The 26,039-nt window shown below is 54.3% G+C and carries 27 protein-coding genes and 1 tRNA gene; 21 read left to right on the top strand and 7 right to left on the bottom strand.

The features are described 5' to 3' along the window. The first annotated feature begins 101 nt into the window (after positions 1–101). From glmS to queE, 9 genes are all read left to right on the top strand, one after another. Positions 102–1,925 carry a glutamine--fructose-6-phosphate transaminase (isomerizing) gene (gene glmS, locus ACN0VD_RS00800; protein WP_417590595.1) on the top strand — a complete coding sequence of 608 codons (1,824 nt, stop codon included), beginning with the start codon at positions 102–104 and terminating at the stop codon, positions 1,923–1,925. A 3-nt stretch (positions 1,926–1,928) separates the two neighbouring features. Next, on the top strand, positions 1,929–2,369 hold the full coding sequence (locus ACN0VD_RS00795) for an OsmC family protein (protein WP_417590593.1): 441 nt from the start codon (positions 1,929–1,931) through the stop codon (positions 2,367–2,369). Continuing rightward, on the top strand, positions 2,366–2,734 hold the full coding sequence (locus tag ACN0VD_RS00790; protein WP_417590591.1) for a GFA family protein: 369 nt from the start codon (positions 2,366–2,368) through the stop codon (positions 2,732–2,734). The genes ACN0VD_RS00795 and ACN0VD_RS00790 overlap by 4 nt, the downstream gene beginning before the upstream one ends. A gap of 167 nt (positions 2,735–2,901) precedes the next feature. After that, the gene (locus tag ACN0VD_RS00785; protein WP_417590589.1) at positions 2,902–4,086 is read left to right on the top strand and encodes an aspartate aminotransferase family protein; all 1,185 of its coding nucleotides are present in this window, start codon (positions 2,902–2,904) and stop codon (positions 4,084–4,086) included. After that, positions 4,083–5,009, top strand: coding sequence for an ornithine carbamoyltransferase (argF, locus tag ACN0VD_RS00780; RefSeq protein WP_417590587.1), 927 nt, complete (start codon positions 4,083–4,085; stop codon positions 5,007–5,009). The genes ACN0VD_RS00785 and argF overlap by 4 nt, the downstream gene beginning before the upstream one ends. Then, on the top strand, positions 5,009–5,911 hold the full coding sequence (locus ACN0VD_RS00775) for an Hsp33 family molecular chaperone HslO (protein ID WP_417590585.1): 903 nt from the start codon (positions 5,009–5,011) through the stop codon (positions 5,909–5,911). Before argF ends, ACN0VD_RS00775 begins: the two co-directional genes overlap by 1 nt. Before the next feature lie 145 nt (positions 5,912–6,056). Further along, entirely contained in the window at positions 6,057–6,464 is a 408-nt protein-coding gene (locus tag ACN0VD_RS00770) for a hypothetical protein (protein ID WP_417590583.1), read from the top strand. Positions 6,465–6,521: 57 nt separating this feature from the next. Next, positions 6,522–7,208, top strand: coding sequence for a 7-cyano-7-deazaguanine synthase QueC (queC, locus tag ACN0VD_RS00765; protein WP_417590581.1), 687 nt, complete (start codon positions 6,522–6,524; stop codon positions 7,206–7,208). Further along, complete coding sequence (gene queE, locus ACN0VD_RS00760; RefSeq protein WP_417590579.1) at positions 7,205–7,849, top strand: 7-carboxy-7-deazaguanine synthase; 645 nt, start codon at positions 7,205–7,207, stop codon at positions 7,847–7,849. Before queC ends, queE begins: the two co-directional genes overlap by 4 nt. 2 nt (positions 7,850–7,851) lie before the next feature. Here the strand turns inward: queE and ACN0VD_RS00755 are convergent, their stop codons facing one another. Further along, a complete protein-coding gene (locus tag ACN0VD_RS00755) occupies positions 7,852–8,118 on the bottom strand; it encodes a hypothetical protein (RefSeq protein WP_417590577.1) in 267 nt (88 codons plus the stop codon). A 51-nt stretch (positions 8,119–8,169) separates the two neighbouring features. Then, complete coding sequence (lipB, locus tag ACN0VD_RS00750; protein WP_417590575.1) at positions 8,170–8,820, bottom strand: lipoyl(octanoyl) transferase LipB; 651 nt, start codon at positions 8,818–8,820, stop codon at positions 8,170–8,172. A 64-nt stretch (positions 8,821–8,884) separates the two neighbouring features. Here lipB and ACN0VD_RS00745 point away from each other — a divergent pair, with 64 nt between their 5' ends. Continuing rightward, positions 8,885–9,646, top strand: coding sequence for a hypothetical protein (locus ACN0VD_RS00745; RefSeq protein WP_417590573.1), 762 nt, complete (start codon positions 8,885–8,887; stop codon positions 9,644–9,646). Here the strand turns inward: ACN0VD_RS00745 and ACN0VD_RS00740 are convergent. The 3 genes from ACN0VD_RS00740 to ACN0VD_RS00730 are packed head-to-tail and all read right to left on the bottom strand — an operon-like array spanning position 9,639 to position 11,541. After that, positions 9,639–10,238 carry a GNAT family N-acetyltransferase gene (locus ACN0VD_RS00740; protein ID WP_417590571.1) on the bottom strand — a complete coding sequence of 200 codons (600 nt, stop codon included), beginning with the start codon at positions 10,236–10,238 and terminating at the stop codon, positions 9,639–9,641. The two genes, ACN0VD_RS00745 and ACN0VD_RS00740, sit on opposite strands and share 8 nt — an antisense overlap. Then, positions 10,229–11,086, bottom strand: coding sequence for an oxygen-dependent coproporphyrinogen oxidase (hemF, locus tag ACN0VD_RS00735; RefSeq protein WP_417590569.1), 858 nt, complete (start codon positions 11,084–11,086; stop codon positions 10,229–10,231). Before hemF ends, ACN0VD_RS00740 begins: the two co-directional genes overlap by 10 nt. Beyond that, positions 11,083–11,541 carry a tRNA (cytidine(34)-2'-O)-methyltransferase gene (locus ACN0VD_RS00730; RefSeq protein WP_417590567.1) on the bottom strand — a complete coding sequence of 153 codons (459 nt, stop codon included), beginning with the start codon at positions 11,539–11,541 and terminating at the stop codon, positions 11,083–11,085. Before ACN0VD_RS00730 ends, hemF begins: the two co-directional genes overlap by 4 nt. 175 nt (positions 11,542–11,716) lie before the next feature. Between ACN0VD_RS00730 and petA the strand changes: the two genes are divergently transcribed. The 3 genes from petA to ACN0VD_RS00715 are packed head-to-tail and all read left to right on the top strand — an operon-like array spanning position 11,717 to position 14,443. After that, on the top strand, positions 11,717–12,280 hold the full coding sequence (gene petA, locus ACN0VD_RS00725; protein WP_417590565.1) for a ubiquinol-cytochrome c reductase iron-sulfur subunit: 564 nt from the start codon (positions 11,717–11,719) through the stop codon (positions 12,278–12,280). Between the two features lie 14 nt (positions 12,281–12,294). Next, positions 12,295–13,563 carry a cytochrome b gene (locus ACN0VD_RS00720; RefSeq protein ID WP_417590563.1) on the top strand — a complete coding sequence of 423 codons (1,269 nt, stop codon included), beginning with the start codon at positions 12,295–12,297 and terminating at the stop codon, positions 13,561–13,563. A 19-nt stretch (positions 13,564–13,582) separates the two neighbouring features. Further along, positions 13,583–14,443, top strand: coding sequence for a cytochrome c1 (locus ACN0VD_RS00715; RefSeq protein WP_417590561.1), 861 nt, complete (start codon positions 13,583–13,585; stop codon positions 14,441–14,443). A 60-nt stretch (positions 14,444–14,503) separates the two neighbouring features. Here the strand turns inward: ACN0VD_RS00715 and ACN0VD_RS00710 are convergent, their stop codons facing one another. Further along, the gene (locus ACN0VD_RS00710; RefSeq protein WP_417590559.1) at positions 14,504–15,976 is read right to left on the bottom strand and encodes an FGGY family carbohydrate kinase; all 1,473 of its coding nucleotides are present in this window, start codon (positions 15,974–15,976) and stop codon (positions 14,504–14,506) included. Between ACN0VD_RS00710 and glpD the strand changes: the two genes are divergently transcribed. The 3 genes from glpD to ACN0VD_RS00695 all read left to right on the top strand — a co-directional run bounded on the left by glpD (position 15,962) and on the right by ACN0VD_RS00695 (position 18,363). Next, positions 15,962–17,605 carry a glycerol-3-phosphate dehydrogenase gene (glpD, locus tag ACN0VD_RS00705; protein WP_417590557.1) on the top strand — a complete coding sequence of 548 codons (1,644 nt, stop codon included), beginning with the start codon at positions 15,962–15,964 and terminating at the stop codon, positions 17,603–17,605. The genes ACN0VD_RS00710 and glpD overlap by 15 nt on opposite strands. Before the next feature lie 54 nt (positions 17,606–17,659). Next, positions 17,660–17,733: transfer RNA gene (locus ACN0VD_RS00700), tRNA-Gly, on the top strand. A gap of 339 nt (positions 17,734–18,072) precedes the next feature. After that, entirely contained in the window at positions 18,073–18,363 is a 291-nt protein-coding gene (locus ACN0VD_RS00695; protein ID WP_417590555.1) for a putative quinol monooxygenase, read from the top strand. Positions 18,364–18,370: 7 nt separating this feature from the next. Here ACN0VD_RS00695 and ACN0VD_RS00690 read toward each other — a convergent pair whose 3' ends face one another. Next, positions 18,371–19,744 (bottom strand): spinster family MFS transporter, encoded by a 1,374-nt coding sequence (locus ACN0VD_RS00690; RefSeq protein WP_417590553.1) that lies wholly within the window; start codon positions 19,742–19,744, stop codon positions 18,371–18,373. Between the two features lie 146 nt (positions 19,745–19,890). On the opposite strand from ACN0VD_RS00690, the gene ACN0VD_RS00685 reads away from it, so the two are divergent. The 5 genes from ACN0VD_RS00685 (at position 19,891) to ACN0VD_RS00665 (ending at position 25,997) form a co-directional block, all read left to right on the top strand. Next, positions 19,891–22,074, top strand: a complete 2,184-nt coding sequence (locus ACN0VD_RS00685) for a TonB-dependent receptor (RefSeq protein WP_417590551.1) — start codon at positions 19,891–19,893, stop codon at positions 22,072–22,074. Between the two features lie 61 nt (positions 22,075–22,135). Then, a complete protein-coding gene (locus ACN0VD_RS00680) occupies positions 22,136–22,606 on the top strand; it encodes a DUF3237 domain-containing protein (RefSeq protein ID WP_417590549.1) in 471 nt (156 codons plus the stop codon). A gap of 531 nt (positions 22,607–23,137) precedes the next feature. Then, positions 23,138–23,770: a hypothetical protein gene (locus ACN0VD_RS00675; RefSeq protein ID WP_417590547.1), complete on the top strand. Its 633-nt coding sequence runs from the start codon at positions 23,138–23,140 to the stop codon at positions 23,768–23,770. 107 nt (positions 23,771–23,877) lie between these two features. After that, positions 23,878–24,597 carry a response regulator gene (locus ACN0VD_RS00670; RefSeq protein WP_417590545.1) on the top strand — a complete coding sequence of 240 codons (720 nt, stop codon included), beginning with the start codon at positions 23,878–23,880 and terminating at the stop codon, positions 24,595–24,597. Then, positions 24,594–25,997, top strand: coding sequence for an ATP-binding protein (locus ACN0VD_RS00665; RefSeq protein ID WP_417590543.1), 1,404 nt, complete (start codon positions 24,594–24,596; stop codon positions 25,995–25,997). The genes ACN0VD_RS00670 and ACN0VD_RS00665 overlap by 4 nt, the downstream gene beginning before the upstream one ends. Positions 25,998–26,039: the final 42 nt, after the last annotated feature.

The raw sequence follows: 26,039 nt of genomic DNA, 5'->3' as shown, positions 1-26,039 counted from the left end.
GGAAACGACGCTATTCCGATGATCGGAAAAAAATGGACTGCTCCGCTGTTATGCGGGACATCCGGATAACCTCTAGCCTTTAGCAGAAAGCCCGAAATACAATGTGCGGAATTATTGGAATAGTTGGCAAGGAAGCCGTCTCGGATCGTCTCGTCGATGGACTGAAACGGATGGAATATCGTGGCTATGACAGCGCCGGTGTTTGCACTGTGCAGGACGGTCAGTTGATCCGCCGCCGGGCGGAGGGCAAGCTTGCCAATCTTGTATCCGTATTGAAAACCGATGATGCCGCCGGCGATATCGGTATTGCGCACACCCGCTGGGCGACCCACGGTGCGCCGACGACAAGCAATGCTCATCCCCATGCTACCGGCGAAGTGGCGCTGGTCCACAACGGCATAATCGAGAATTTCAAGAATCTGCGTGACGAACTGAGCGCGCGTGGCCGTTCGTTCGAAAGCGAGACCGATACCGAGGTTGTTGCCCATCTCGTCAGTGAACAGGTCGAAACCGGTAAAAGCCCGCAAGAATCCGTCAAAGCCGTTCTGCCGCTTTTGCGCGGGGCCTTCGCGCTGGCCATTGCCTTCCGTTCGCAGCCCGACTTGTTGATCGGTGCACGATTGGGGTCACCTCTGGTGGTGGGCTATGGCGAGGGCGAGACATTTCTTGGTTCCGACGCGCTTGCTCTTGCACCGCTTACCCAGAAAATTGCCTATCTTGAAGAGGGTGACTGGGTGGTGATTACACGCGACGGGGCTGTGATCTATGACGAGAATAATGTTCCGGTAGAGCGTGAAATTACAACCTCTGGCGTGTCTGCGGCGACGATTGAAAAGGGCAATTATCGCCATTTCATGCAGAAGGAAATTTTCGAGCAACCGACCGTGGTTGCGCAAACCCTGCAAAGCTACATCCGCCCGCTGGAGCAGCAGGTGGCGCTGCCGCAAATGGATTTCGATCTGCGCGATATCAAGCGGATTACGATCGTCGCCTGCGGGACAAGCTATTATGCCGGGATGGTCGCGAAATACTGGTTTGAAACCTTTGCCCGGGTGCCGGTGGACCTCGATTTTGCATCGGAATTTCGCTATCGCGATCCGGTGCTGGAGCCCGGCGGGCTGGCATTGTTCATTTCCCAGTCGGGCGAAACGGCTGATACATTGGCCGCTCTTCGCCATAGCAAGAAAAACGGTCAGAAAATCGCCGTGGTGGTCAATGTTCCGACCAGTTCGATGGCGCGGGAGGCTGATTTGTTGCTGCCGACTCATGCCGGGCCGGAAATTGGCGTGGCTTCGACCAAGGCCTTTACCTGCCAACTTGCGGTTCTGGCCGCACTGGCTGCCCATCTGGCGGTGGTGAAGGGGAAGATGACTCGCGCGGAAGAACACGAGGTCGTCAAACATTTGACCGAAGCGCCCGCTGCGCTCAACGCCGCTCTCGCGCATGATGACGATATCGCTGATATGGCCCATCATATCGCGCCGGCGCGGGACGTTCTCTACCTCGGTCGCGGCCCTGATTATCCGCTGGCGCTGGAAGGTGCGCTCAAGCTCAAGGAAATCAGCTATATTCACGCAGAAGGCTATGCTTCGGGTGAAATGAAACATGGGCCGATCGCCCTGATCGACGAATCCGTGCCGGTGATCGTTCTGGCGCCATCGGGGCCGCTGTTTGAAAAAACCGTCTCCAATATGCAGGAAGTGCGCGCGCGCGGTGGCAAGGTGGTGCTTATTTCCGATGCAGAAGGTCTGGCTGAAGCCGGGGACGGCTGCCTTGCGACTATCGAAATGCCCAAGGTTCATCCACTGATAGCACCATTGGTCTATGCCGTCCCGGTGCAGCTGCTCGCCTATCATGTCGCGGTGGCCAAGGGGACCGATGTCGATCAACCCCGTAATCTCGCCAAATCGGTAACCGTGGAGTAGAATATGGCAAGCAATCCTTCCCTCGTCTCTGTCGAGACGGCCAACGGAAAATTCCAGCAGACGGTCAAGGTCGGCAAACATGTCTTTCTCGCCGATGAACCGGAATCTCTCGGTGGCATGGATAGTGGTCCATCGCCTTATGACCTCCTGCTGGCAGCCTTGGGAAGCTGTACGTCGATGACGATGAAAATGTACGCAGACCGCAAAAATATCCCGTTGGAAGCTGTGCATATTGTGCTGGAACATAGCCGCGAACATGTGGAAGATTGCCACACTTGCAACAATCAGGACAACCGGATTGATGTGATCGACCGGTCGATCGAGTTGCGCGGCGACCTTACCGAGGAGCACCGCAGAAAGCTTCTCGAAATCGCCGAAAAATGCCCTGTCCACCGGACATTGAAGAACCGCATCGATATTCACACGCTGGAAGTCCGCGAATGACGGTTGTTGCGGGTGGGTGCCATTGCGGCGCTGTCCGCTTCGAGGCGAATGTCGAGCCGGCGCCGGAACTGCTCGACTGCAATTGTTCGATGTGCGCTCGGACCGGATTTCTTCATCTGATCGTACCGCACGAAAATTTCACCTTGCAGTCTGGCAAGGACGATTTGCGCAGCTACAGGTTCGGCAGCAGGCGGGCGGAGCACTTGTTCTGTCAATGCTGTGGCGTCAAAAGCTTTTACCAGCCGCGTTCCCATCCAGATTGCTGGAGCATCAATTTCAATTGCCTCGATGGGGATCATGGACTGGAACCGCTGATACGGAAATTTGACGGTCAGAACTGGGAAGCGGCGAAAGCGAAATTGTAATAGGGCGGACGTTGACAGGCGCGATGACATGACCCGTCAGCGTCGCAGTTCGCTTAGTCTATTCTATCACGATTGACCGTCTCCATGAACCATCATATAAGAGCGGCCCAAAGCGAGAGGCGGCCAGTCGGGTCGCCTTTTCTGTTTTCCGCGAAAGGAAGCCGATCATGACGATTACCCCATTGATGCCTGTATACCCGCGTTGTGGTTTTCGTCCGGTCCGAGGCGAGGGGGCCTGGTTGATTTCCGAAGATGGATCGCGAGCGCTGGATTTCGCCAGCGGTATCGCCGTCAATCTGCTCGGCCATGGCCATCCGCATCTGACCAAGGCGATACAGGATCAGGCGGCGACCCTGATGCACGTCTCGAATCTTTACGGCAGCCCGCAGGGTGAAAAATTCGCGCAGCGTCTGGTTGATACGACCTTTGCCGACACCGCTTTCTTTACCAACAGCGGCGCTGAAGCGGTGGAATGCGCGATCAAGGCGGCCCGGGCCTATCATCAATCGGCAGGCAGCGACCGGTATGAGATTATCACGTTCAAAAATGCCTTCCATGGCCGGACGATGGCGACCATCTCCGCTTCCAATCAGGAAAAAATGCACCACGGTTTTTCGCCCTTGCTCGCCGGCTTCAAATATGTTGAATTTGACGATCTGGAAGGGGCCAGGGCCGCGATAAACGACAAGACCGCAGCGTTCATGGTCGAGCCGATTCAGGGTGAAGGCGGCGTACGACCCGCTTCGCAGGAATTTATGACCGGCTTGCGCGAATTGGCCGACGAGCACGGCATATTACTGCTACTCGACGAAGTGCAATGTGGCGTTGCCCGCACTGGCGCGCTTTATGCGCATGAGCTTTATGGGGTTACACCCGATATTATGGCGACGGCGAAGGGTATTGGCGGAGGCTTTCCGCTAGGTGCCTGTCTGGCCACCGAAGAGGCGGCCCGGGGAATGGTAATCGGCACCCACGGCTCGACATACGGCGGCAACCCGCTGGCGATGGCGGCTGGCAATGCGGTGTGGGACGTTGTCGCAAATGACGAATTTCTGGAAAATGTCCGGTCGACCGGCGACAAGTTGCGCGCAGCGATCGAGCAATTTATCGGCAATTATCCCGACCTGTTCCTCGGGGTGCGGGGCAAGGGGTTGATGCTCGGTATCATGATGACGCAGGAGACGCGATCCTTTGTCGCCCATCTTCGCGACAATCATGGACTTCTGACCGTGGCAGCCGGCGACAATACATTGCGGGTGTTGCCGCCCCTGAATATCGATGACAGCCATATCGCGGCATTCATCGAAAAACTGTCCGCCGGGGCGGCTGACTATGAGGCGCCAGAATCATGAGCAGAAATTTTCTCAATCTTTCCGACGCGGGTGGCGATGCGGTTGCCGCGATGATCGCCGATGCCATTGACCGGAAGGCCGCACGCGCTGGCTGGCCTAAAGGCAAGCCGGATGCCGACAGGCCGCTGGCCGATCACATTCTGGCCATGATCTTTGAAAAAAGCAGCACTCGGACCCGTGTCTCCTTCGATATTGCTATCCGTCAGCTGGGTGGGTCGAGTATCGTGATGGATAGCGGATCGACGCAATTGGGGCGCGGAGAATCCGTGGCGGATACCGCCAAGGTTCTGTCCCGGATGTGTGATGCGATCATGATCCGCACCGATGATCATGCGAAAATCGACGATATGGCGGACAATGCCGATGTGCCGGTTATCAACGGTCTCACCGACCTGTCTCACCCCTGTCAGATTGTCGCCGATCTGCTGACCTTGGTCGAGCATGGAAAGACGCTGCCGGGACTGGAAATTGCCTGGCTGGGTGACGGCAATAATGTGCTCAACAGCATTGTCGAAGGCGCTGGCCTGATGAAATACAACGTCCGGATCGGCTGTCCGCAGGGCTATGATCCCGACCCGAGCTTTATAGAAAAGGCGCAGGCCGCTGGGTCCAATATTACGATATATCGCGACGAAAATGAGGCGGTTGCGGATGCGGACGTCGTCGTGGCGGACACCTGGGTGTCGATGGGACAGGAACATGCCGACAACAAGCTTGCTGCGATGATGCCCTATCAGGTCAATGATGTGATCATGGAGCAAGCGAAGAAAGACGCCTTGTTCCTTCATTGCCTGCCAGCCCATCGTGGCGAGGAAGTCATGCCTTCGGTGATCGACGGTCCGCAATCGGTGGTCTGGGATGAAGCGGAAAACCGCATTCATGCACAGAAATCCGTGCTTCGCTGGTGTTTCGGCCAGATTTGATGGCGGAAGCTAAGCCGACCGACAATATATTGTCCTTTGCGATCCCCGCCAAAAATTGTCGGGGGCGGGTTGTCCGGCTTGGCTCTGTCATTGATGACATATTGGCTGCGCACGATTATCCGCTGGTCATCCGCAACGTTCTGACGGAGGCGGTGTGCCTGACTGCCATGTTGGGCGCGCTGCTGAAGGATGAAGACTCCCAATTGACATTACAAGCACAAACCGAGGTCGGAGTGATCAACCTTCTGGCTTGCGATTATAAAGACGGTGCCCTGCGCGGCTATGTTGATTTCGACCGCGAGCGATTGGCGGCCCAGCCGGTGGAACCCGGCCTGATGGCGCTGTTCGGCAAAGGCTATCTCGCGATCACCTTTGACCAGCCCGCGCCGCGGGGCCGCAATCAGGGTATTGTTCCGCTGGAAGGGGCCTGCCTTGCCGAAGCCGTGCAGAATTATTTCTTCCAGTCCGAGCAGATACCGACGCTGATCCGGGTCGCGATTGACGAGACCGGCGGCAAGGTCGTTGCCGGTGGATTGCTGGTGCAGCACCTGCCCGATGGCGAGGAAGGACGGGACCGAATCCATGTCCGGCTCGATCATCCCGAATGGGAGCATGTGGAGATCATGAGCGGGAGCATTCAGCCAGCAGAGCTCACCGCCAGCACGCTACCGCTCGACGAGATTCTATGGCGCCTTTTCAGCGAGAGCGACGAAGTGAGAGTTTTGAGCGGTAAACCGTGCGTTAAGGGCTGCCGGTGTAATGAAGACCATATCCGGGACGTGATTGCGCGTTTTCCGAAAGCAGATAAGAAAGACATGGTCGATGAAGACGGCAATATCGGCATAGATTGCGCCTTTTGCAGCAAGAAATTCCTAATTACGGGCGCCAGTTTGAACAACTGACTTTGGCTGCAAGGCGATGAAATTTAAGACTTTGTCCAATAATTCCTATCGTTTGCCGTAATTCGAAACAATAATTGCCGTAATTGATTTCTATAGTCGGAATCGGCCGAGACCATTAACCCACCCAACCGCACGGAGAAGATCGATGAAAGGCATGAAACTGATCAAAACAATCAGCACATTTGCCGCAATCCTGTCCGGATTTACGATGGCTGCACCCGCACAAACACCACGCTTGACGTTGTTGGACGGGCTGTCGCAGGGTGAATGGACATTGAAAGAACGGGGGTCTTCAGAGGCCGGGCAAAAAATATGTCTGGGTAATCCCGAAGTGTTGCTGCAAATCCAGCACAGCAACATGACCTGTAGACGCTACGTGATCGAAAATAACCCGAAGAAGCTGCGTGTAAGTTACAAATGCGGCAGTGCGGGGCACGGCGTTACCGAAATCAAGCTGGAATCCAGTACGTTGGTGCAGATATACTCTCAAGGCATCCGCAACAATGCGCCCTTTTCCTTCACGATGGAAGGTCGTCGTACGGGTCCCTGCTAGTCGCAACTTGCGCGCAAAACTTGCGCCGCGCGGGCAAGGCGATTAGCGGAGCGCGTTATGGCTTCCGAATCAAAAACAGCAATTATATTATTGTCCGGTGGACTGGACTCGATGGTTTCCGCAGCGATTGCAGCAGAGCAGGGCTATCGGCTGATTGCACTGACGGTAGATTATAACCAGCGGCACAAGATTGAGCTTCAGTCCGCTCAGAAAATTGCCGCCAGGCTGAATGTGGACGAACATATCATCTTGCCGCTTGATCTCAGTCGTTTTGGCGGATCGGCGCTGACCGCCGATATTGAAGTGCCAAAGGACGGTGTGGGTGATGACATTCCTGTCACTTATGTACCTGCGCGCAATCTGATCTTTCTGTCGCTGACCCTCGGGCTGGCCGAAGCAAGGGATGCGCGGGATATATTCATCGGCGTGAATGCGCTGGATTATTCGGGTTATCCGGATTGCCGGCCAGAATTTATAGAGGGATTTGAAAGATTGGCGGATCTCGCTACCAAGGCTGGCGATGAGGGCAAGGATTTTCATATCCGGACACCACTCCAACATATGACCAAGGCAGATATCGCAAGGGAAGCGATCCGGCTTGATCTCGATCCCGCCTGGAGCTGGTCCTGTTATGACCCGTCCCCAGCGGGTCTGGCTTGCGGCCTATGTGATAGCTGCCGTTTGCGGCAGAAGGGTTTCGAAGAAGCCGGGATTGTCGATCCGACGCGATATGTTGCGTCATGAGCTATGCGGTGAAGGAAATATTCCTGACGCTGCAGGGTGAAGGTGTGCACGCCGGTCGACGCGCGGTGTTTGTCCGTTTTGCGGGATGCAATCTCTGGTCTGGGCTGGAACGTGATCGTGCCAAGGCGATCTGCCAGTTTTGCGACACCGACTTTATCGGCATGGATGGGCAGGGCGGCGGACGCTTTGATACCGCTGGCGACCTTGCCCGTGCCGCTGCAGAGACATGGGGCAGCGGCATAGAAGCCCGATTCGTGGTTCTGACCGGTGGCGAGCCAATGCTTCAGGTCGACCAGATTCTGATCGATGCGCTCCACGCCGAAGGATTTTTCATTGCCATAGAATCGAACGGAACGCTCGCGGTGCCGCGCACGATCGACTGGATATGCATCAGCCCGAAAGCGCAAAGCGAGACGGTTCAGCGGTCGGGCGACGAACTGAAACTGGTCTGGCCCCAGAATGATAGCAACTGGCAGGAAATGGAAAGCTGGGCCTTCGCCAATCTGTTGTTGCAGCCGATGGATGCACGCGGCGATAGCGAGGCCAGCCAGTCCCATCTCGAACAGGCCATCGGGTTTGTCCAGGCCCATCCGAAATGGCGTTTATCCTTACAGAATCACAAGATTCTCGGACTGGCTTGATTTCAGTCTGCCGGTTGTTCGGCGGGTTCTGTTCCGGACGCTGTCTCTTCTGTCTTCTCCGCAGAATCGGTTGTTTCCTCGCCGGTAGCATCAACCGCCTGCATCGTGTCGACATCAACCATTTCGTCGCTGATCGTGCCGTCGATGACATCAACATCATCCATTTGGGTTTCGGTGACTTCATCGGGGTCAGGGGCTTCGTTTCCGGAGCAGGCCGAGATGGTCAGCGCAAACGCAGTTGCGGCGGCCAGTCTGGTGAATTTGGTCATGATCTTTTCCTCTCATCATCAATCGGTACACAAATCTAACATAGCCGCGGATCAGGCTCGATCAATTGCTTTCAAAAAGCCTCCAGCGGTTTTTTGTAACGCTTCGTCAAACTCCTGAAGCTTTATCACGATACCCAGTTGGGCAAGGCTTGTGACCGGATATTCGCTGATGCCGCACGGGACGATGCCGCCGAAATGGCTGAGATCGGGATCGATGTTGACCGAAAAGCCGTGCATCGTCACCCATTTGCGGATTCGGATACCGATCGCGCCGATCTTTGCTTCCTGCCCGTCCGGCGTATCGCACCAGATACCGACCCGGCCATCCACCGCCCGCGCTGCGAGGTCAAATTCTGCCAGGGCTGCAATCACCCAGGCTTCCAGAGCATGGACGAATCCGCGCACATCCGCGTTGCGTTTCTTCAGGTTGAGAATGACATAGCCGACTCGCTGGCCCGGTCCGTGATAAGTATGCCGGCCACCGCGGCCGGTGTCATATACCGGAAAGGATTCGGTCAGCAATTCGGCAGGATCGGAACTGGTCCCGGCAGTATAGAGCGGCGGATGTTCCAGCAGCCAGATCAGTTCCTTTGCATCACCAGTCTGAACCGCCGCGTTGCGTCGTTCCATTTCGTTCAAGGCTTCCGGATATGGGACCTTTTCCGGCGAAATACGCCATTCTATATCATCGAGATCATTCATAATATTTTCGTGCACTTTTGCCGACCGGGTGGCAAGGGTTGGTAATCGAGAAATGGATCCGGGAATGAAAATGAAGAAGCTTAACTATATGCAATGCTGGAACGGTGCGATGGCCCTGCTCGGCGCGCATAAAGAGGCAATCATGGCGATTGCAGGTGTATTTCTGTTTCTGCCCACTTTTCTGTTCAGTCAATTTGTCGACCAGCCCGTCATGAACGGTGACGAAGATATAAATGTTTTGATGGCGATTTATTCAGCCTATTTCAGCGAGAATGTTCTTCCGATCATGCTGTCCAATCTGGTCATCAGCTTTGGCGGTCTGGCAATTTATTTTGTTCTGGCACCCTCGCGTAACAACACCGTCGCCGACGATCTTGTCGCAGCGCTGAAAGTTTTTTTAATCTATCTGATCGCGAATTTCCTGACTGGAGTGCTGACTCTGGTCGGTTTTCTCCTGCTGATTATTCCCGGATTATATGTCGCCTGCCGATTCATTCTCGTGCCTGTGGTGATCGTCGATCAAGGCGAACGCAACCCGATTGAAGCACTCAAGGAAAGTTGGTCGCTGACCCGGAATAACGGCTTCGCGATCTTTCTGTTCATATTGATCATTGCGATTGTCGGCACGATAACCATTGGTGCCCTGCAGGCTGTCACCGGTATCGTGACCGGTCTGGCGACAAGTGGCGCTGGCTGGCCATTCATCGAAAATCTGGTGGCTTCACTAACCGGCACGGCCTTCCAGCTTGTGCTCGGTCTGGCTATAGTATCGATTTATATTCAACTGACGGGCAGGACGAGCGATGTCAGGGAAGTGGTCAAGTGAAGATTGGTACATGCGGTGCGGCTGTTTCCGGCAAATGGCCGGACAGGCGCGGATCGGCCATCATATCCAGTTCCTGCTTGAAAATGCGAAAGCCGCATTGCTGGTAAAAGGGCAGGGCGCGCGGGCTATCCTGCGTGCACGTATGTAGCCAGACCCGCTCGATCCCGTCTTTCCATGCGTTCTTCAGTGCCTGATTCATCATCCAGCGACCATGGCCCTTGCCGTTCATCTCGGTTACCAGACCGAAAAAAGCGATTTCACATTGGCCGGTTTTCCGAAAATCCAGTTCGATAAAACCGACGGCCATATTCTCATTGCGGACGATATGGATGTCGATCCCGGGGTGGTGAATAATGGACTGAACATCGTCTTCGCCGATTAACAGCCGCGAGGTCCACAGCCATGGCTCACCGACACTGCGAAACAGGGCCAGATATTCCGCAACCGCCGGGTCAATCCATTTTTCAAGCGAAAGAGCGGAGTTGATTGTAGCGAGAACCGGCCTTTCAAGCATCTCCAGATGGGTGATGACGGTTGGAACATGGCCTTTGGGAACCTCCAGAGGCAGGCCGTCCGGATTTTTTACACCCATTTTGCTTCGGGCGGCAGGCTCATCAAGATCGCGTCGACATTGCCGCCGGTTTTCAAACCGAATGTCGTCCCCCGGTCATAGACCAGATTAAACTCGGCATAACGCCCCCGCCATTCCAGTTGTAGCTGTTTATCTTCGGCGCTCCATTCGGTCGCCATCCGCTTGCGGACAAGTTTGGGGAAAATATCCAGAAAGGCGCGGCCGACATCCTGTGTAAAGGCGAAGTGGCGGTCAAAATCGGTCTCATTATCGAGTTCGATATGATCATAGAAAATGCCGCCGACGCCGCGATGAACCTTGCGGTGCGGGATATAGAAATAATCATCCGCCCATTTTTTGAAGCGCGGATAATATTCCGGATTATGCGGTGCGCAGGCGGAACGGAAGCGGGCGTGAAATTCCTCGGTATCTTCCTCATAGGGAATCGCCGGATTAAGATCTGCTCCGCCGCCAAACCAGCGTTTGGTCGTACACAGGAACCGCGTGTTCATGTGGACATTGGGCACATGGGGATTTGCCATATGGGCAACCAGACTGATTCCCGTGGCGAAAAACCGCGGATCCTCTTCCGCACCATTGATCTGGGCCTGGAATTCCTCGCTGAACACGCCGTCCACCGTCGAGATATTCACACCGACCTTTTCGAAAATCTTGCCCTTCATCAGACCCTGCGTACCGCCGCCGCCGGGGCTACCGTCGGGATTCTGCCGGTCCCACGGAATATATTCGAAGCTGGCATCGCTACCGGCCTCGGTTTCAATCTTTTCAAATTCCGCACAAATCTGGTCACGCAGCTCCTTGAACCAAGTCTGGGCAGTGCGCTGCTGGTCATCCAATCCTGAGGTCATTCCGGAAATTGTCCTGTTTGTCTAAGTGCTTCACCCAAAGCCATGCCAGCCGATACCGCTAGATTCAAGCTGCGCATGCCCGGTTTCATCGGGATAGTGATTCGACTATCACATTGATCATGTATAGTCCGGGGAACTCCTGATCCTTCCGATCCGAACAATAATATATCATTGTCGCGATAGGCGAATCCGTGATGCGGAGTAGTGGCCTTGCTGGAGAGCAGGATAATCCTCGCTTTTTGGGAATCGGTGGTCGCGCGAAATGCTTCCCAATCGGCATGGCGTATATATTCAACATGTTCGAAATAATCCATTCCAGCGCGTTTCAGGCTGCGGTCGCTGAACGGAAATCCACAAGGTTCTATGATATCGACCGCTACGCCAAAGCAGGCACAAGTCCTTAATATTGTTCCTAAATTTCCCGCAATCTCGGGTTGATACAATGCTATCCTCATGGGCCATCCACCATGAGCGGGAAGGGAATGTTAGGTCAATCGAAAATTCACTGTTGGCAAACCCTATCCTTCGCGGCTATCAGGCGCGCAATTCACTGTCTGTTCAAACTGTTGTTGAGCAGTATCGAACATTCGGGCAGTCAGGGGTCACAATTATTCTATAGGGCTTGTTTGCATGGCAACGGTTGAAACAGCTGATACGGCAGTCGCAGAAGAAGGCGGCGTTCGCCGCCGGGATTTTATCAATATAGCAGCAGTGAGCTTTGCTGGTGCCGGGGCAGTCGCTACGGTGATCCCGTTGGTAAACCAGATGAACCCGAGCGCGGATGTTCTCGCTCTTTCATCGATCGAAGTCGATATCTCGGCAATCGAAACCGGTCAGTCGATCAAGACTAGCTGGCGCAAGCAACCGATTTTTATCCGCAATCTGACAGAAGCGGAAATCGCCGAAGCCAAGGCTGTCGACGTGTCCGGTTTGCGCGATCCTGAAACTCTTGCCGATCGGACCACCGCCGGTAAAGAAAATTGGTTGATCACACTGGGCGTTTGCACCCATCTCGGTTGCGTGCCACTCGGTGCTGCACAAGGCGAAATTAAAGGTGAATTTGGCGGCTATTTCTGCCCGTGCCACGGATCGCATTATGATACGGCCGCCCGCATTCGCAAAGGTCCGGCTCCGACCAACCTCGTTGTGCCGGAACATGAATTCCTATCAGATACTGTCGTGAAAATCGGCTAAGGGGCAGAAGAAAAATGAGCTTTCCTTGGGCAAAACAATATACACCAACAACCGAATTCGGTCAGTGGATGGACAAGCAGCTTCCGCTGCCGCGTTTCGTCTATAACAGCGTTGGCGCGGGCTACCCTGCGCCACGCAATCTGAACTATATGTGGAACTTCGGTTCCCTGGCCGGTTTGTTTCTGGTCGTTCAGATCGTTACCGGCATCATCTTGGCCATGCATTATGCGGCCAATGCAAACATCGCCTTTGATTCTGTCGAACATATCATGCGCGACGTGAACAGTGGCTGGATGATCCGCTATGCGCATGCCAATGGTGCAAGCTTCTTCTTCATCGCCATCTATCTTCATATCGGCCGCGGGCTGTTCTACGGCTCCTACAAGGCGCCGCGCGAAATGCTGTGGTTGCTCGGTGTCGTTATCTATCTTCTCGCGATGGCCACCGCGTTCATGGGCTATGTCCTTCCTTGGGGACAGATGAGCTTCTGGGGAGCGAAGGTGATTACTGGCCTGTTCGAAGCCATCCCGCTTGTCGGCAAGCCGATCCAGGAACTGCTGCTCGGTGGTTTCGCTCCGGACAATGCCGCTCTGAACCGCTTTTTCTCGCTCCACTATCTGCTGCCATTTGTCATCGTCGGCGTTGTCATCATGCATATCTGGGCGCTGCACATTCCAGGATCGAACAATCCGACCGGCGTCGATGTGAAGGGGCCACAGGATACGGTTCCATTCCATCCCTATTATACCGCAAAGGACGGCTGGACGATTGGTCTCGCGTTGATTTTCTTCACCGCGCTGATGTTCTTCCTGCCAAATGCGCTGGGCCACGCCGATAACTATATTCCGGCCAACCCGCTGTCGACGCCGGCCCATATCGTTCCGGAATGGTATTTCTGGCCCTGGTATGCGATCCTGCGGGCCTTCACATTCGATTTCCTGTTCATTCCGGCGAAACTGCTTGGTGTGCTGGCGATGTTCTCAGCGATCCTAGTATGGTTCTTCCTGCCGTGGCTGGACAAATCACCAGTTCGTTCGGGCAGCTTCCGTCCCAAGTTCAAGATCTTCTTCGTCATCCTCGTGATTGATGTTCTGGTCCTTGGATATTGTGGCGGTGCACCGGCTGAGGAACCATTCGTGATGATCAGCCAATTGGCCGCAGCTTATTATTTCGCGCATTTCCTGATCATATTGCCGCTATTGTCGAGTTTGGAAAAACCTGAGCCGCTGCCGAACAGCATCACGGAATCGGTAACCGGCAAGCCACTCAAAACTGCCAGCTAAGTATTAGGGACCCGTCGCAATGGTAAGAATTATCGGAATCTTGATTGGCCTGTTTTTTTCAGGCTGGCTCTTGGTCTCATTTGGCATGGGGGCAAAAGAATATATCACGAACCCGCCAGCGGAAACCGCAGAGCATGAGTTCCACAAAGAAGCGAAGGACATATCCTTTACTTCTGATGGTCCGCTCGGCAAATTTGATCGCCAGCAACTGCAGCGTGGTTTTCAGGTCTACAAGGAAGTCTGTGCGGCCTGCCACTCTCTCCGTCACGTTGCTTTTCGCAATCTCGAGGAAATTGGCTATAACGAAGACGAAGTGAAGGCGATCGCTGCAAACTGGGCGATCCAGACACCGGATGTCGACCCGGCGACCGGCGAGATGTCTTCGCGTCCTTCGCTGCCTGCTGACAAATTTCCCAAGCCTTTTGCGAACAATGTCGCAGCGGCTGCCGCGAACAACAATGCAATCCCGCCAGACCTCTCCCTGATTACCAAGGCGCGTGAAGGTGGAGCACCATATGTGTATTCGCTGCTGAGCGGTTATCAGGAACCTCCAGCCAATTTGCCCGAAGCCAATCAGCCCGGACCCGGATTGCATTATAATCCCTATTTCGCGAACCTGAATCTGGCGATGGCACCACCGTTGGCAGCCGAGGATATGGTCAGCTATTCCGATGGGACCAAGGCGACCATTGAGCAGATGGCTGAAGATGTCTCGGCATTCCTGATCTGGACCGCTGAACCAAAGCTGGAAGAGCGGCATCAAACAGGCTGGGCTGTGCTCGCCTTCCTGCTGATCGCGACGATCCTCGCCTATCTGTCCTACCGGACGATCTGGGCCGATGTGAAAGCCGAGAAGAAAAAGAAAACCGCTGACGCCTGATCACGGTTATCAACAGAATATAAAAAGCCCGCTTCATGCGGGCTTTTTTATTGAAGGAGGCTATTGTGCCAGGACGGAATGGATCGCCTTCTGCCACCCGGCAATACGCCGTGTTCTGGTCTCAGGGTCGATATTTGGCACATGCACATCCAGACCCGATATCATTTCCGAAGCCGCTACGAGCGACGGATAGATTCCGCAACCCACCGCCGCGAGCATGGCCGCACCGAGCGCCGTGGTTTCGAAAAAACCCGGTCGTTCGACATTGATATCCAGTATGTCCGCCAAATCCTGGACCATCCAGTCATTCGCCACCATACCGCCATCGATCCGCAGGTTTTGCCAGTCAACACCATCGGCCGAAAATGCAGTTTTCAAATCGAAACACTGATAGGCCATCGATTCAAGCGCAGCGCGGGCAATATGGGCCTTTTTTGACGAAAAACTGAGACCCGAGATGCTCGCTGTCGCGTCCGCCCGCCAATGGGGGGCACCCAGCCCGGACAGGGCGGGAACGAGATAGACTCCGCCATTATCTTCAACCGACCGAGCCAGCTCCTCACTCTCCCCGGCGAATTTCAGCAAGCCGATATCGTCCCGCAGCCACTGCATCAGGCTGCCGGCCACGAAAACCGACCCTTCCAGCGCGTAAATCCGTTCACCCTGATGCTGATAGAGGATCGTGGACAACAAGCGATTCTCTGACCGCGGAGGGGTGTCGCCGCAATTTGTCAGGATGAAGGCACCGGTGCCAAAGGTGGCTTTTGTCTGACCAATTTCAAGACAGGCTTGACCGATGGTTGCCGCCTGTTGATCACCAGCCGCGCCGCAAATAGCGATAGGGCTGCCGAATAATTCCACCGCAGTGGTTCCGAGATGTCCGGCGCAGTCGACAATTTGCGGCAACGTCTTTCTGGGTATGTCGAAGAGCGCCAGAAGGTCATCATCCCAATCATCGCCATCCAGCGCCATCAGCATCGTCCTGCTGGCGTTGCTGGCATCGGTAACATGCTGACCACCGGTCAGGCGGTAAATGAGATAGGATTCAATGGTGCCGAACGCGAGATTGTCACCCGCTGCGCGCACCTCCGGCCAATTTTCCAGCATCCAGCCAATTTTGCTGCCCGAGAAATAAGGATCGAGCAGCAAGCCGGTCTTCGCCTGTACCATGGGCTCGAGCTGCTTGGCCTTCAGAGCTTCGCATTTGTCTGCCGTCCGGCGATCCTGCCAGACGATCGCTCTGGCAAGCGGTGCGCCATTTCTTTTGTCCCAGGCTACCACAGTTTCGCGTTGGTTGGTGATCCCGATCGCGGCAATTTTGTCAGCGCCACCTGCTTTTTCGATCATTTTCTGGCAGCAAGCCAGCGTTTTGTCCCAGATCTCGGCGGCGTCATGCTCGACCAGGCCCGGCGCGGGATAATATTGCGTGAGCGTTTCCTGCTGCGATCCGTGTAATTTGCCATCCATGCCAAACAGCATCGCGCGGGTCGATGTCGTTCCTTCGTCAATGACCAGAATATGCTGTGCAACCATGTCCGCTCCCTTTGCCGTCCACGCTATAAGCTGGCATCCAAAACGCAAGCAAAAGCAGGATATATTGCATTGCAGCATTGCGACATTGCACAAACCGCTGGTTTCTCTATGACTGGTGCGATGTATGATCTGGCCATCATTGGCGGCGGCATAAATGGCGTCGGAATTGCGCGTGATGCAGCGGGCAGGGGATTGAAGGTCCTGCTCGTCGAGCGCGACGATCTCGCCTCGCACACTTCGTCGGCGAGCACGAAGCTGGTCCATGGTGGTTTGCGCTATCTCGAGCATTATGAATTCAACCTTGTCCGGAAGGCGCTGAAAGAGCGCGAAGTCCTGCTTCGTGCAGCGCCGCATATCATCTGGCCGATGCGTTTTGTCCTGCCGGTCGATGAAGGGATGCGGCCCGCCTGGCTGCTCCGTCTTGGCCTGTTTCTCTATGACCATCTCGGCGGGCGTGATATTTTGCCGGGGACCAAAAGTCTCAATCTTCTCAAGGATCATCGCGGAGATCCGCTGCAAAAGCGGCTCAAAAAGGGATTTGCCTATTCCGATTGCTGGGTCGAGGATGCCCGGCTCGTTTCGCTCACCGCCCGCGATGCAGGTGACCGTGGCGCCGATATCCGGACCCGCGCCAATTGCGTCGGACTGGAGCGCGGACGGGAACACTGGACGCTGGAAATCGACCAGAAGGGCGTAAAAAGGAACGAACAGGCAAAGGTTCTGGTCAACGCCGCCGGTCCCTGGGTCGATCCGGTTACGGCTCTTTACGACCGAAGCAATCACGCGGCGAAACTGCGTCTGGTCAAGGGCAGCCATATCGTTGTGAAGCGCAAATATGACGGTGATCACAGCTATATTTTCCAAAATAAAGACGGTCGCATCATTTTTGCCATTCCCTATGAAAGCGATTACACGCTTATCGGAACCACCGACGAGCCGTGGAGCTATGCCGAAGGCCCCGCCAGAATAAGCGATGGAGAAATCGACTATCTGTGCGAGGCGGCGAGCGAATATTTTGAAACACCGGTCGTCCGGGAGGATATCGAATGGACATATTCCGGCGTGCGGCCGCTGTTTGATGATCACAGCCGGACCGCGGCCACGGTCACCCGGGATTTTGTTTTCGACTTTGACAATGATAACGGCGCACCGGTTCTGTCGATTTTTGGCGGCAAGATAACGACCTATCGGGTTCTGGCGCTGCAGGCGATCCGGACGCTCTCGGAGGCGTTAGATGTAGACGGTGATGACTGGACCAAAGAAGCGCATCTCCCTGGCGGCGACTTTCCTCCCAACGGTTTAGACGCACTGGTTGATCAATATGCACAGCGTTGGCCGATTATCGACCGGTCAGTCATTCACCGTCTGGTTCGGGCCTATGGCACCGATACTGCATCGATTCTCGCAGAGTGCAAAAGTCCCGCGGACCTGGGGCAGAAATTTGGTGCGGGTCTGTATGAAATCGAGATTAGGTGGCTGATCGACCGTGAATTTGCATGCACGGCAGAGGATGTTCTTTGGCGACGTTCGAAACTGGGACTGCATATGAACGACGCCGAGCAGCAGGCGGTGGCGCTATGGTTTGAACGAAGCGGTCCGAAGGTTAAGGAAAATCTCGATCTTTCGTGATTGACGCGTCACAAAAGCAATGGCAATAGCGGCGCATCCGGTCCGTCCGGTGTTGCGGGTGTAGCTCAATGGTAGAGCAGAAGCCTTCCAAGCTTACGACGAGGGTTCGATTCCCTTCACCCGCTCCAGCTTCCCGATGTTCAGTCACGACGTCGTCGATGATGGCTATGTCCAAGGCGATTTCGAACAGGTAGTGGCTATTATCGGTTGCTGGACGATTGAGAGCATTGGAGGCGTCGATCATTGTGAAAGGCTTCCATGTTCCGCGCTACCGCTGGGTTTTAGATTACAAAGCTAGACTGAACCGAACCCGTCGCCCGAACAAAGGCGTTGAACATACCATCATGCGTCGAATCTGCATATTGACACAATGAGTTGGTATATTATGTCGGGGCCAACTGCTTCGTATATTAAGAATTTTATTTAACTTCCGCAAATCGTATTATCAAGCCAACAGGAGACACATTTTGATTGCAGTAATTGCGAAATTGACGGCCAAAGACGGGCATGCGAACCAATTGGAAGAGGTTTTGAAGGACAGCGCTGACAAGGTGCTGGCAGGAGAGCCCGGGTGTCTGCTTTATCGCGTTACACGGTCGCAAACCGAAATTGGTGTTTTCAAGCTCATGGAGATTTACGAATCACAGTCGGCGCTTGATGCGCATCCTAATACTCCACATTTCAATGAAATTCGAACAGCGCTCGCTCCACTTTTGGGTGCGGCGCCTGAAGTGGAATATCTGGACGCACTAAATTAAACATTCATCAGGTTGTTGCGGCCTCCGCCTCTACGGACATGCGCGCCAGATCGCGCGCAAAAGCCTTGAATCCCAATGTTAAAATAATCGCGGCAATTGGTAGTGCAATCGTTGCAACAGTTGCGATTGAATATTGCAGGGCGTCATCGTTCTGGAAGAGTTTATCGGTGAGCAGAGCGATGCATATCGGCCCGAAACCCAGCCCGATAAGATTGACGACAAAGAAATAGAGTGCAGTCAGTCGGGCGCGATACTCGTTTGGAGTGATTAATTGAAGCGCAACTCCACCAACTCCATGCATTGTCATTGCCGGGAAAGCGATAGCAAGCATGATAAATGACAGCCATGCATTTGGCATAAGCACTGCGGCGAGCAGGGGTGGGCCGCCGAGAATGATCGATAGCCGCATGACCCGGAAATGAGCGTCGGCCACTCCCTTGCTAAATTGTCGGTCCGCGAGTGAGCCACCGGCAATCAGTCCGATAGTTCCGCCGATTGCCATAATAACGCCAAACCACATCCCAGCATGTGTGATTTCCATATCATAGGTTCGGGTAAAGAAAGTAGGGATCCACGCAATCACGCCATACATCACCAAACCAATCAAAGACATCCCGGCAAAAAGGGCACCGAGCGCCACCTTTTGTGTTAAAAGATGCGCGATGAGACCCGGGGCATCGACGTTAATAGTCGTCTTTTTTTCTGACGTGCGGCCGCGGCGAAACGGCTCGCGTACCGTGAGGAGCAGCAAGCAGATCAGTATCCCTGGTGCGGCTACCCATACGAAAATCAGACGCCAAGCTTCCATCTGACCGATCAAAGGCACTGCTATTATGGGCGCGGTCAGCAGAGCCTCGACAACAAAAGCTCCGAGAATGAGCGCAATACCGGCGCCCAAAGGCACGCCCATTGAATAGACGGCCATAGCTCTTGCCAATTTATGGCGCGGAAAATAGTCGCTGAGCATGGAATATGCGGCGGGCGACAAAGTCGCTTCTCCGACGCCCACCCCCATACGAGCCAGAAATAAGGTCACATAGCTTCCGGCAAGACCGCATCCGGCAGTCATTATGCTCCATGTTGCGACTCCGGCGACAATTAGATTGCGGCGATTATAGCGGTCAGCGATCCACGCAAGCGGCAGGCCGAGTAGCGTATAAAAAAGCGCAAAAGCGAGTCCGATGAGTAGGCTGACCTGCGTATCGGAGATTTCAAATGCAGCCCGAATCGGAGCCACCAGCAACGTGAGTATCATTCGGTCAACGAACGACAGCGTATAGGCGAATAGTAGAACCACGACCACATACCAACTGTAAGCAGGGCGCGGCCAAGGCGGAGTTCCGTCGTTTTCAGGGACATGATCGCTTTTTGTGTGACTCAAAATATGCTCTCCAATTTTTTTGTAGCCACTTGCATAGCGGAAAAAGCCACGATATGACCAAGTCCTTAGGAAACTAATTATAAACGTTAGCAATAGTCAAGCATGTTCAAGCGCATCGATTGCTAACAAACATTTGGGAGAGTGAAATGTCGAAGCGGGAATTGAGTCGGGTAGCGTCCTTGTTGGCCGGGGGAGCTTTGTTGGCAATACCGCAGTTCGCGGTTGCCCAGGAGTCCGACGAGGATTATGGTGAAATCATCGTTACAGCGCAACGACAGGAGCAAAAGCTTCAGGATGTTCCAGTCTCGGTAACCGCATTCAGTACCGAGCAACTGCGGCAGGGAAACATCGAAACAGTGCAGGATATCGCGGTTAGGACACCGGGTTTGAGTGTTAGCGCCGTTGATCCGATAAACACCAATTTTGCGATGCGCGGTATAGGCAGTGCGCCTGGAATTAGTCAGAACGCCGGCGGCGATCCATCGGTCGTGGTGTTTGTCGATGGTGTGTATGCCGGGCGTGGCGGCACCCCCGATCTCGATGCGCTCGATCTGGAAAGAGTCGAGGTGCTGCGCGGTCCGCAAGGAACGTTATTCGGTAAGAATGCCATTGGCGGACTTGTCCAGTTCATCAGTCGAAAGCCTTCCGATGATCCCTCCTTCGCTTTCGAAGGGACGGTAGGCAATTACAGCAAGTTCGGCGTATCAGCGCGCGGCAATATGCCTCTTACAGATAAGATATATCTCTCCGCGGGGCTGGCGATGAAGCGTCGGGACGGTTATGAATTCAATGAAACAACCGGCAATGATGTCAATGATCAACAGCTTATTACCGGCAGGGTCGCGTTGCGTTTCTTGCCGACCGATACGCTCGACATCATTCTGCGTGCAGACGTGTCGGATCAAGATCAAAAGGGCAATCCGCGGCACAATAACTGCGACACCAGCTTTAACGGGGGCGTCCATTGCGTCGGCATCAACCCTGATCCACGTGTTGTTAATGCCTATACCGACGGTTTGATTAAACGTAGAGTTGAGTCCTATTCAGCCGAGGTGAACTTGGACCTGGGCTTCGGCACTCTCACGTCGCTAACTGCCCTACGCAAGGTCGATTTCGAATTTGAAACAGCCTTTTTCAGCAATCCGATCAATCCACCCACCCAGATTGAATCGACGGATTTTGGTCAGGAAGATAACAGTCAGTTCAGTCAGGAATTGCGCCTCGCTTTTGATGCATTTGACGGTCGGCTCAGCGGGCAGACGGGTGTGTATTATCTGAAGGAGAACAATGAACGGATTCAGGGGCAGATTCAGCAATTCCCCAGTCCCGCCATTTCCGGGGTTGGTAGCTATCCACAATCGGTTAATGCGCGTAGCATTGCAGTGTTTGGGCAGTTGGATTTCGAAATAGTTCCGTCGCTCACTGTAACGGCGGGTGGGCGCATGACTTGGGAACGCAAAAGCGGTCGTTTTGCTGGCTTCAAGGTTGATAGCGGACCGGGAGTGCCGCCGCCGCTTGGTTCGGCCGCGGGTTATGATGTGACGGGTCGCGAAGACTGGAAGGCCTTTACTCCGCGCGTCGCACTCAACTGGAAAGCCACCGATGATATTCTGTTCTACGCCTCTGCTGCACGCGGATATAAGAGCGGTGGTTTTCAGGGTCTCTCTGGCACCGCCGCAGGAGCATCAACCCCGTATGATCCTGAATTTGCTTGGGGTTATGAGTTGGGCGCGAAAACCGAATGGCTTGACAGGGCGTTGCGTTTGAACGTGTCGCTTTTTCAGACTGACTACTCGGATTTGCAGATTTCACAACTTGTTCCTCTATGTTGTGTGGTTGTCAGCAATGCCGCCAAGGCCCGGATTCGAGGTGCCGAAGCTGAATTCGTGATACGTCCGGTTCGAGGACTGCAGTTTGACGGCAGCTATGCCTATCTTGACACAAAATTTACAGAATATGCAATTCCCGGACAGGATTACACCGGGAATGAACTGCCTCGTTCGCCAAAAAACAAGTTAAATATCGGTGGCTATTATGAAGTTCCGATCGGCAACCTGTTTGCCAAGCTACGGGTCGATTATAGCTGGGTTGACGACGCCTTTTTTGAAGCCTCCAATATCCCGCAGCAAATTTGGCCCAGCCATGATAATCTGGACGCGCGGTTCTCGATTGCGGGTGAAAACGAACAGTGGGAGCTGTCGGTGTGGGGTAAGAATTTGACCGATGAACTGGTGCCGACCTATGTAACTTATTTTGCTCCGTTCCAGCAGATATTGACGCCCTATGCGCCACCCCGCACCTACGGGATGACGCTGGCCTTCAAAATGTGAAACAAATGCGGCGGGACTCACTTTTCCCGTCGCAATTTTCTATTTGAGCGAAGGATTAAAGATGATTGAACCCGAATTTCGTTATTTATTTTCTTATCGTGCCGCTTTTACAGAACCGCAGCAACAGATCGGTAAAGCGCATTTTGGCCGTAGAATGATCGCCGCGTTGACCGGTGGAGAAGTCGAGGGAGAGCGATTACGAGGACGCGTGATGCCTGGCGGGGGCGACTGGGCAACAATTGATGAAAACGATACTTTGCGTCTCGATGCGCGGGTGACGATAGAAACGCACGATGGGGCATTAATCTTCGTTTCCTATCGTGGCGTGTTGCGACCATTGTCGGTTGCCCATAAACATGCTCGGAACGGCGGTCCGCAAAACGACAAGGAGCGTAGCGAAATCTACTTCCGGACAACGCCGATGTTTGAAACTGGTGATGAGCGTTATGCGTGGTTGAATGACATTGTTGCAGTCGGTTTGGGCGCTTCGGTGGGGGGCGCAGTCCAGTATAATGTATTTGAACTTCTATAATTGAGTAAATGCCAAAAATTTTTCATCCCTTCACTCCCACAACACGGTTGATATGGATGTTACCGGCCGGAATTCTGGCCGAATTCGGTTCGGCGCACGGACAGTGAATTTTGTATCCGGATTACTGCTCCATCCCGATCGGGTTATTTCACAATGAGATATGCTTGAGGTCCCGTTTGAGGTATTTTCCTGATACTGGGCTTCAGGCTTTCTTTGATAGTGACCATGGGAGGAATGGCCGCGCCAGCGCCGACCACGTAATTGTTATGGCACGCGCTAGATGCGCGGTGCTGCCGATTGCACGGACGTGAAGATTTGCTCTGGGCAGGCTCCTGAACCCTATATTGCGTCGATAGAGCGCTGATCAAGACAGGCAACCTGTCGCCTAAATGAACCATTGCTGCCTATTGATACAATTTGCGACAATTTTCGTCTGTTCTGACAAAGTTCAGCGACAAGTGGTCATTAGAACAGCATTCATGGCGGAACGATAAGACCGTTTCCCTGAATAGGAACATGAGGAATATGAAAATGAAAAAAGCAATTATGATCTCGAGCGCAACTGCACTTTTGATGGCTGGCGGAATCGCCGTTGCCGCTCCCGGTGACCGCGGTATGCGGGCCGATACCAATGCTGACGGTGCGATAAGCCGCGCTGAAATGACAGCATCGCTGAACACCCGCTTTACCAAAATGGATGTGAATGGCGATGGCTATCTCTCCAAGGAAGATCGGGACGCCAAACGCGCAGATCGTTCAGCCAAACGCGGCGAACGTTTTGCCAAGGCCGATACCAATGGCGATGGCGAATTGAGCCAGGCCGAAATCGAAGCGGCTCGTGCTGAACGCAAAGCCAGTAAATTTGCCCGCGCCGACAAGGACGGCAATGGCAAGCTCAGTCAGGAAGAAGCTCAGGCAATGATGGGCAAGCGCGGCGGTAAAGGCATGCGCGGCAAAGGCCACAAACGTGGTGGTCAGGGTATGGCGATGATGCGTAATGCTGACACAAATGGTGACCAGAAGATCAGCAAGGCTGAATTCACAACCGCGGCACTTGCTCGCTTCGACCAGGCCGATGCCAATAATGACGGCAAGCTCACCAAGGAAGAGCGTCAGGCTGCCCATAAGGGCCAGCGTGGCGAACGGAATAAAAGAGGCGGTTAATCCCTGAACCACTCTTTTCGCGAACGGATCGTCAGCCATCTCCCCCTTCTCCCCCAAACTGGCTGGCGGTCCGTTCCTTTTTGTTGATCCTGTGATAGAGCTATTTGATGACGAACAAGATTCACATATTGCTGGTTGATGACGAAGCCTCGCTGCGCGAGCCATTGGCAGAATATCTCATCAAGCAGGGCTATAAGGTCCAGCAGGCCAGTGATGCGAGCATCGCCAGATCTCTGCTCAACGCCTATGATTTTGACATAATCCTGCTCGATATCATGATGCCCGGCGAAGATGGGCTGAGCCTGTGCCGCTTCGTCACCGACAAGACCAGCATCCCGGTCATTTTCATCAGCGCGAAGACCGAAGAAACCGAGCGGATCATCGGGCTCGAGCTGGGAGCGGATGATTATATCACCAAACCGTTCAGTCCCCGGGAACTTGTCGCGCGGATCAAGGTCATATTGCGCCGGATTGAAAAAGGCGGCGCGAAACAGATGGAAACCGCGGGCGGGGCGTATCAGTTTTCGGGCTGGACCCTCAAATGTGACAAGCGCAGTCTGATCGATGCAGATGGCGTGAGCGTATCACTGTCCACCGGTGAATATCAGATGCTGCTGGCCTTGGTATCGCGCGCCGGAAAAGTACTCAACCGGGACCAGTTGCTGGATATTACCCAGGGCCGCGAGGCGCATGCGTTTGATCGCGCCGTAGACAATCAGATTAGCCGGCTGCGCCGCAAAATAGAATCAGACCCCAAAAACCCTGAAATCATCAAGACGGTATGGGGTGGCGGATATGTGCTGGCGGGCGAGGTGAAGTCCCTGTGAAACATTTATGGCCTAAGAGCCTGGTCGGACAACTCCTGCTTGTCGTTGCCCTTATGCTATTGCTGGCGCAGGGCATAAACAGTTTCCTGCTCTATCGCGGGGCCCAGAACCAGAATTTGGTAGAAGCGTCGACATCAGCCGTCTCCCGGATTGCTTTCGGTCTGGACAGACAAGCCAATGATCGGTCCGCCCTGCGCCACGGCACGGCGCGGGCCCGGCGCATGGGGCAGCTTCGCTATAGTTCCGATAGCACAGTGACCGCCGATATGCCACGGCTGCCGGAACTTGAAACAAGAGCCGGGCAGGCCTTTGCCAACATGGGTATCGGATTTTCCGAAATTCGGGTGACGTCTCTCAGAAACCTGACGCCAGAAATGACCGGTCACGTAATCGGCGCCAATCGCGGTCAATGGCGTGACAACCCGATAAACAGGTCCATGGGCGTACGGACATCGCCCGACGAAACCACGGGTTTTGTGATAATTTCGGTGAAGCAGATGGGTGGCCCTTGGGTCAGTATCGCTTCTGCCGTACGGGGGCGAACACCCGTATTGGTGCGCACCCTGCTGTTACAAACGATTACCATCTATCTGCTGATGCTGATTCCGCTGATCATTTTCGGGCGCTATATTTCGCGACCGTTGAAATCGCTCACCGCCAAAGCTCAGTTCTTTCAACCCGGCGAGACGGAGATGCTCGAAGAACAGGGTCCCCCCGACACGCGAGAATTGATCAGGGCTTTCAACGACATGAGCGGTCGTGTGAGCAGCATGATCAACGAAAAGGATGTCATGCTGGGGGCGATTGGACACGATCTCCGCACGCCGCTGGCCGCCCTGCGGGTCCGGGTTGAAAATGTGGAAGATGATGATGATCGTGAGCGCATGATCGCCGGCATTGAAGATATAGACCATATGCTAGACGATATCTTGTCGCTCGCTCGGCTTGGTCGATCCCGCGAGCAGACGGATATCGTCGATATCCGTTCGCTGATCGAGACGGTTGTCGATGAATTCACCGATCTGGGGCACGATGTCCGCTATCAGCGAGGCGCGAAACAGATCGCGAATATCCGCGAAACGCTTGTTCGCCGGGCTTTGCGGAATCTGATTGGAAATGCGACCCTTTATGGCGAAGTTGCGGACATCTCTGTGGAAAAGTCTGGCGATATGCTGATGATAAATGTCGATGATGACGGACCTGGAATCCCTGACGAGAAAATAGAGACGATGTTCGAGCCTTTTTTGCGGGGAGAGTCGTCGCGCAATCGTGCAACCGGTGGGTCGGGGCTGGGATTGACACTCGCGCGTGCCATTGCCCGCGAACATGGCGGTGATATTATCCTGAAAAATCGTGAAAATGGTGGATTGCGCGCGACTTTAAGCTTGCCGGTCGGTTGACGATATCCTCTGGCCCTGATGCTGGAAGAGCGCCGACATCAG

Origin of the sequence: Parasphingorhabdus sp., from assembly GCF_048267785.1 — a bacterium.
In the GTDB taxonomy this organism is placed as follows: Bacteria; Pseudomonadota; Alphaproteobacteria; order Sphingomonadales; family Sphingomonadaceae; genus Parasphingorhabdus.
This window is presented reverse-complemented; position numbering and strand designations above follow the sequence as displayed.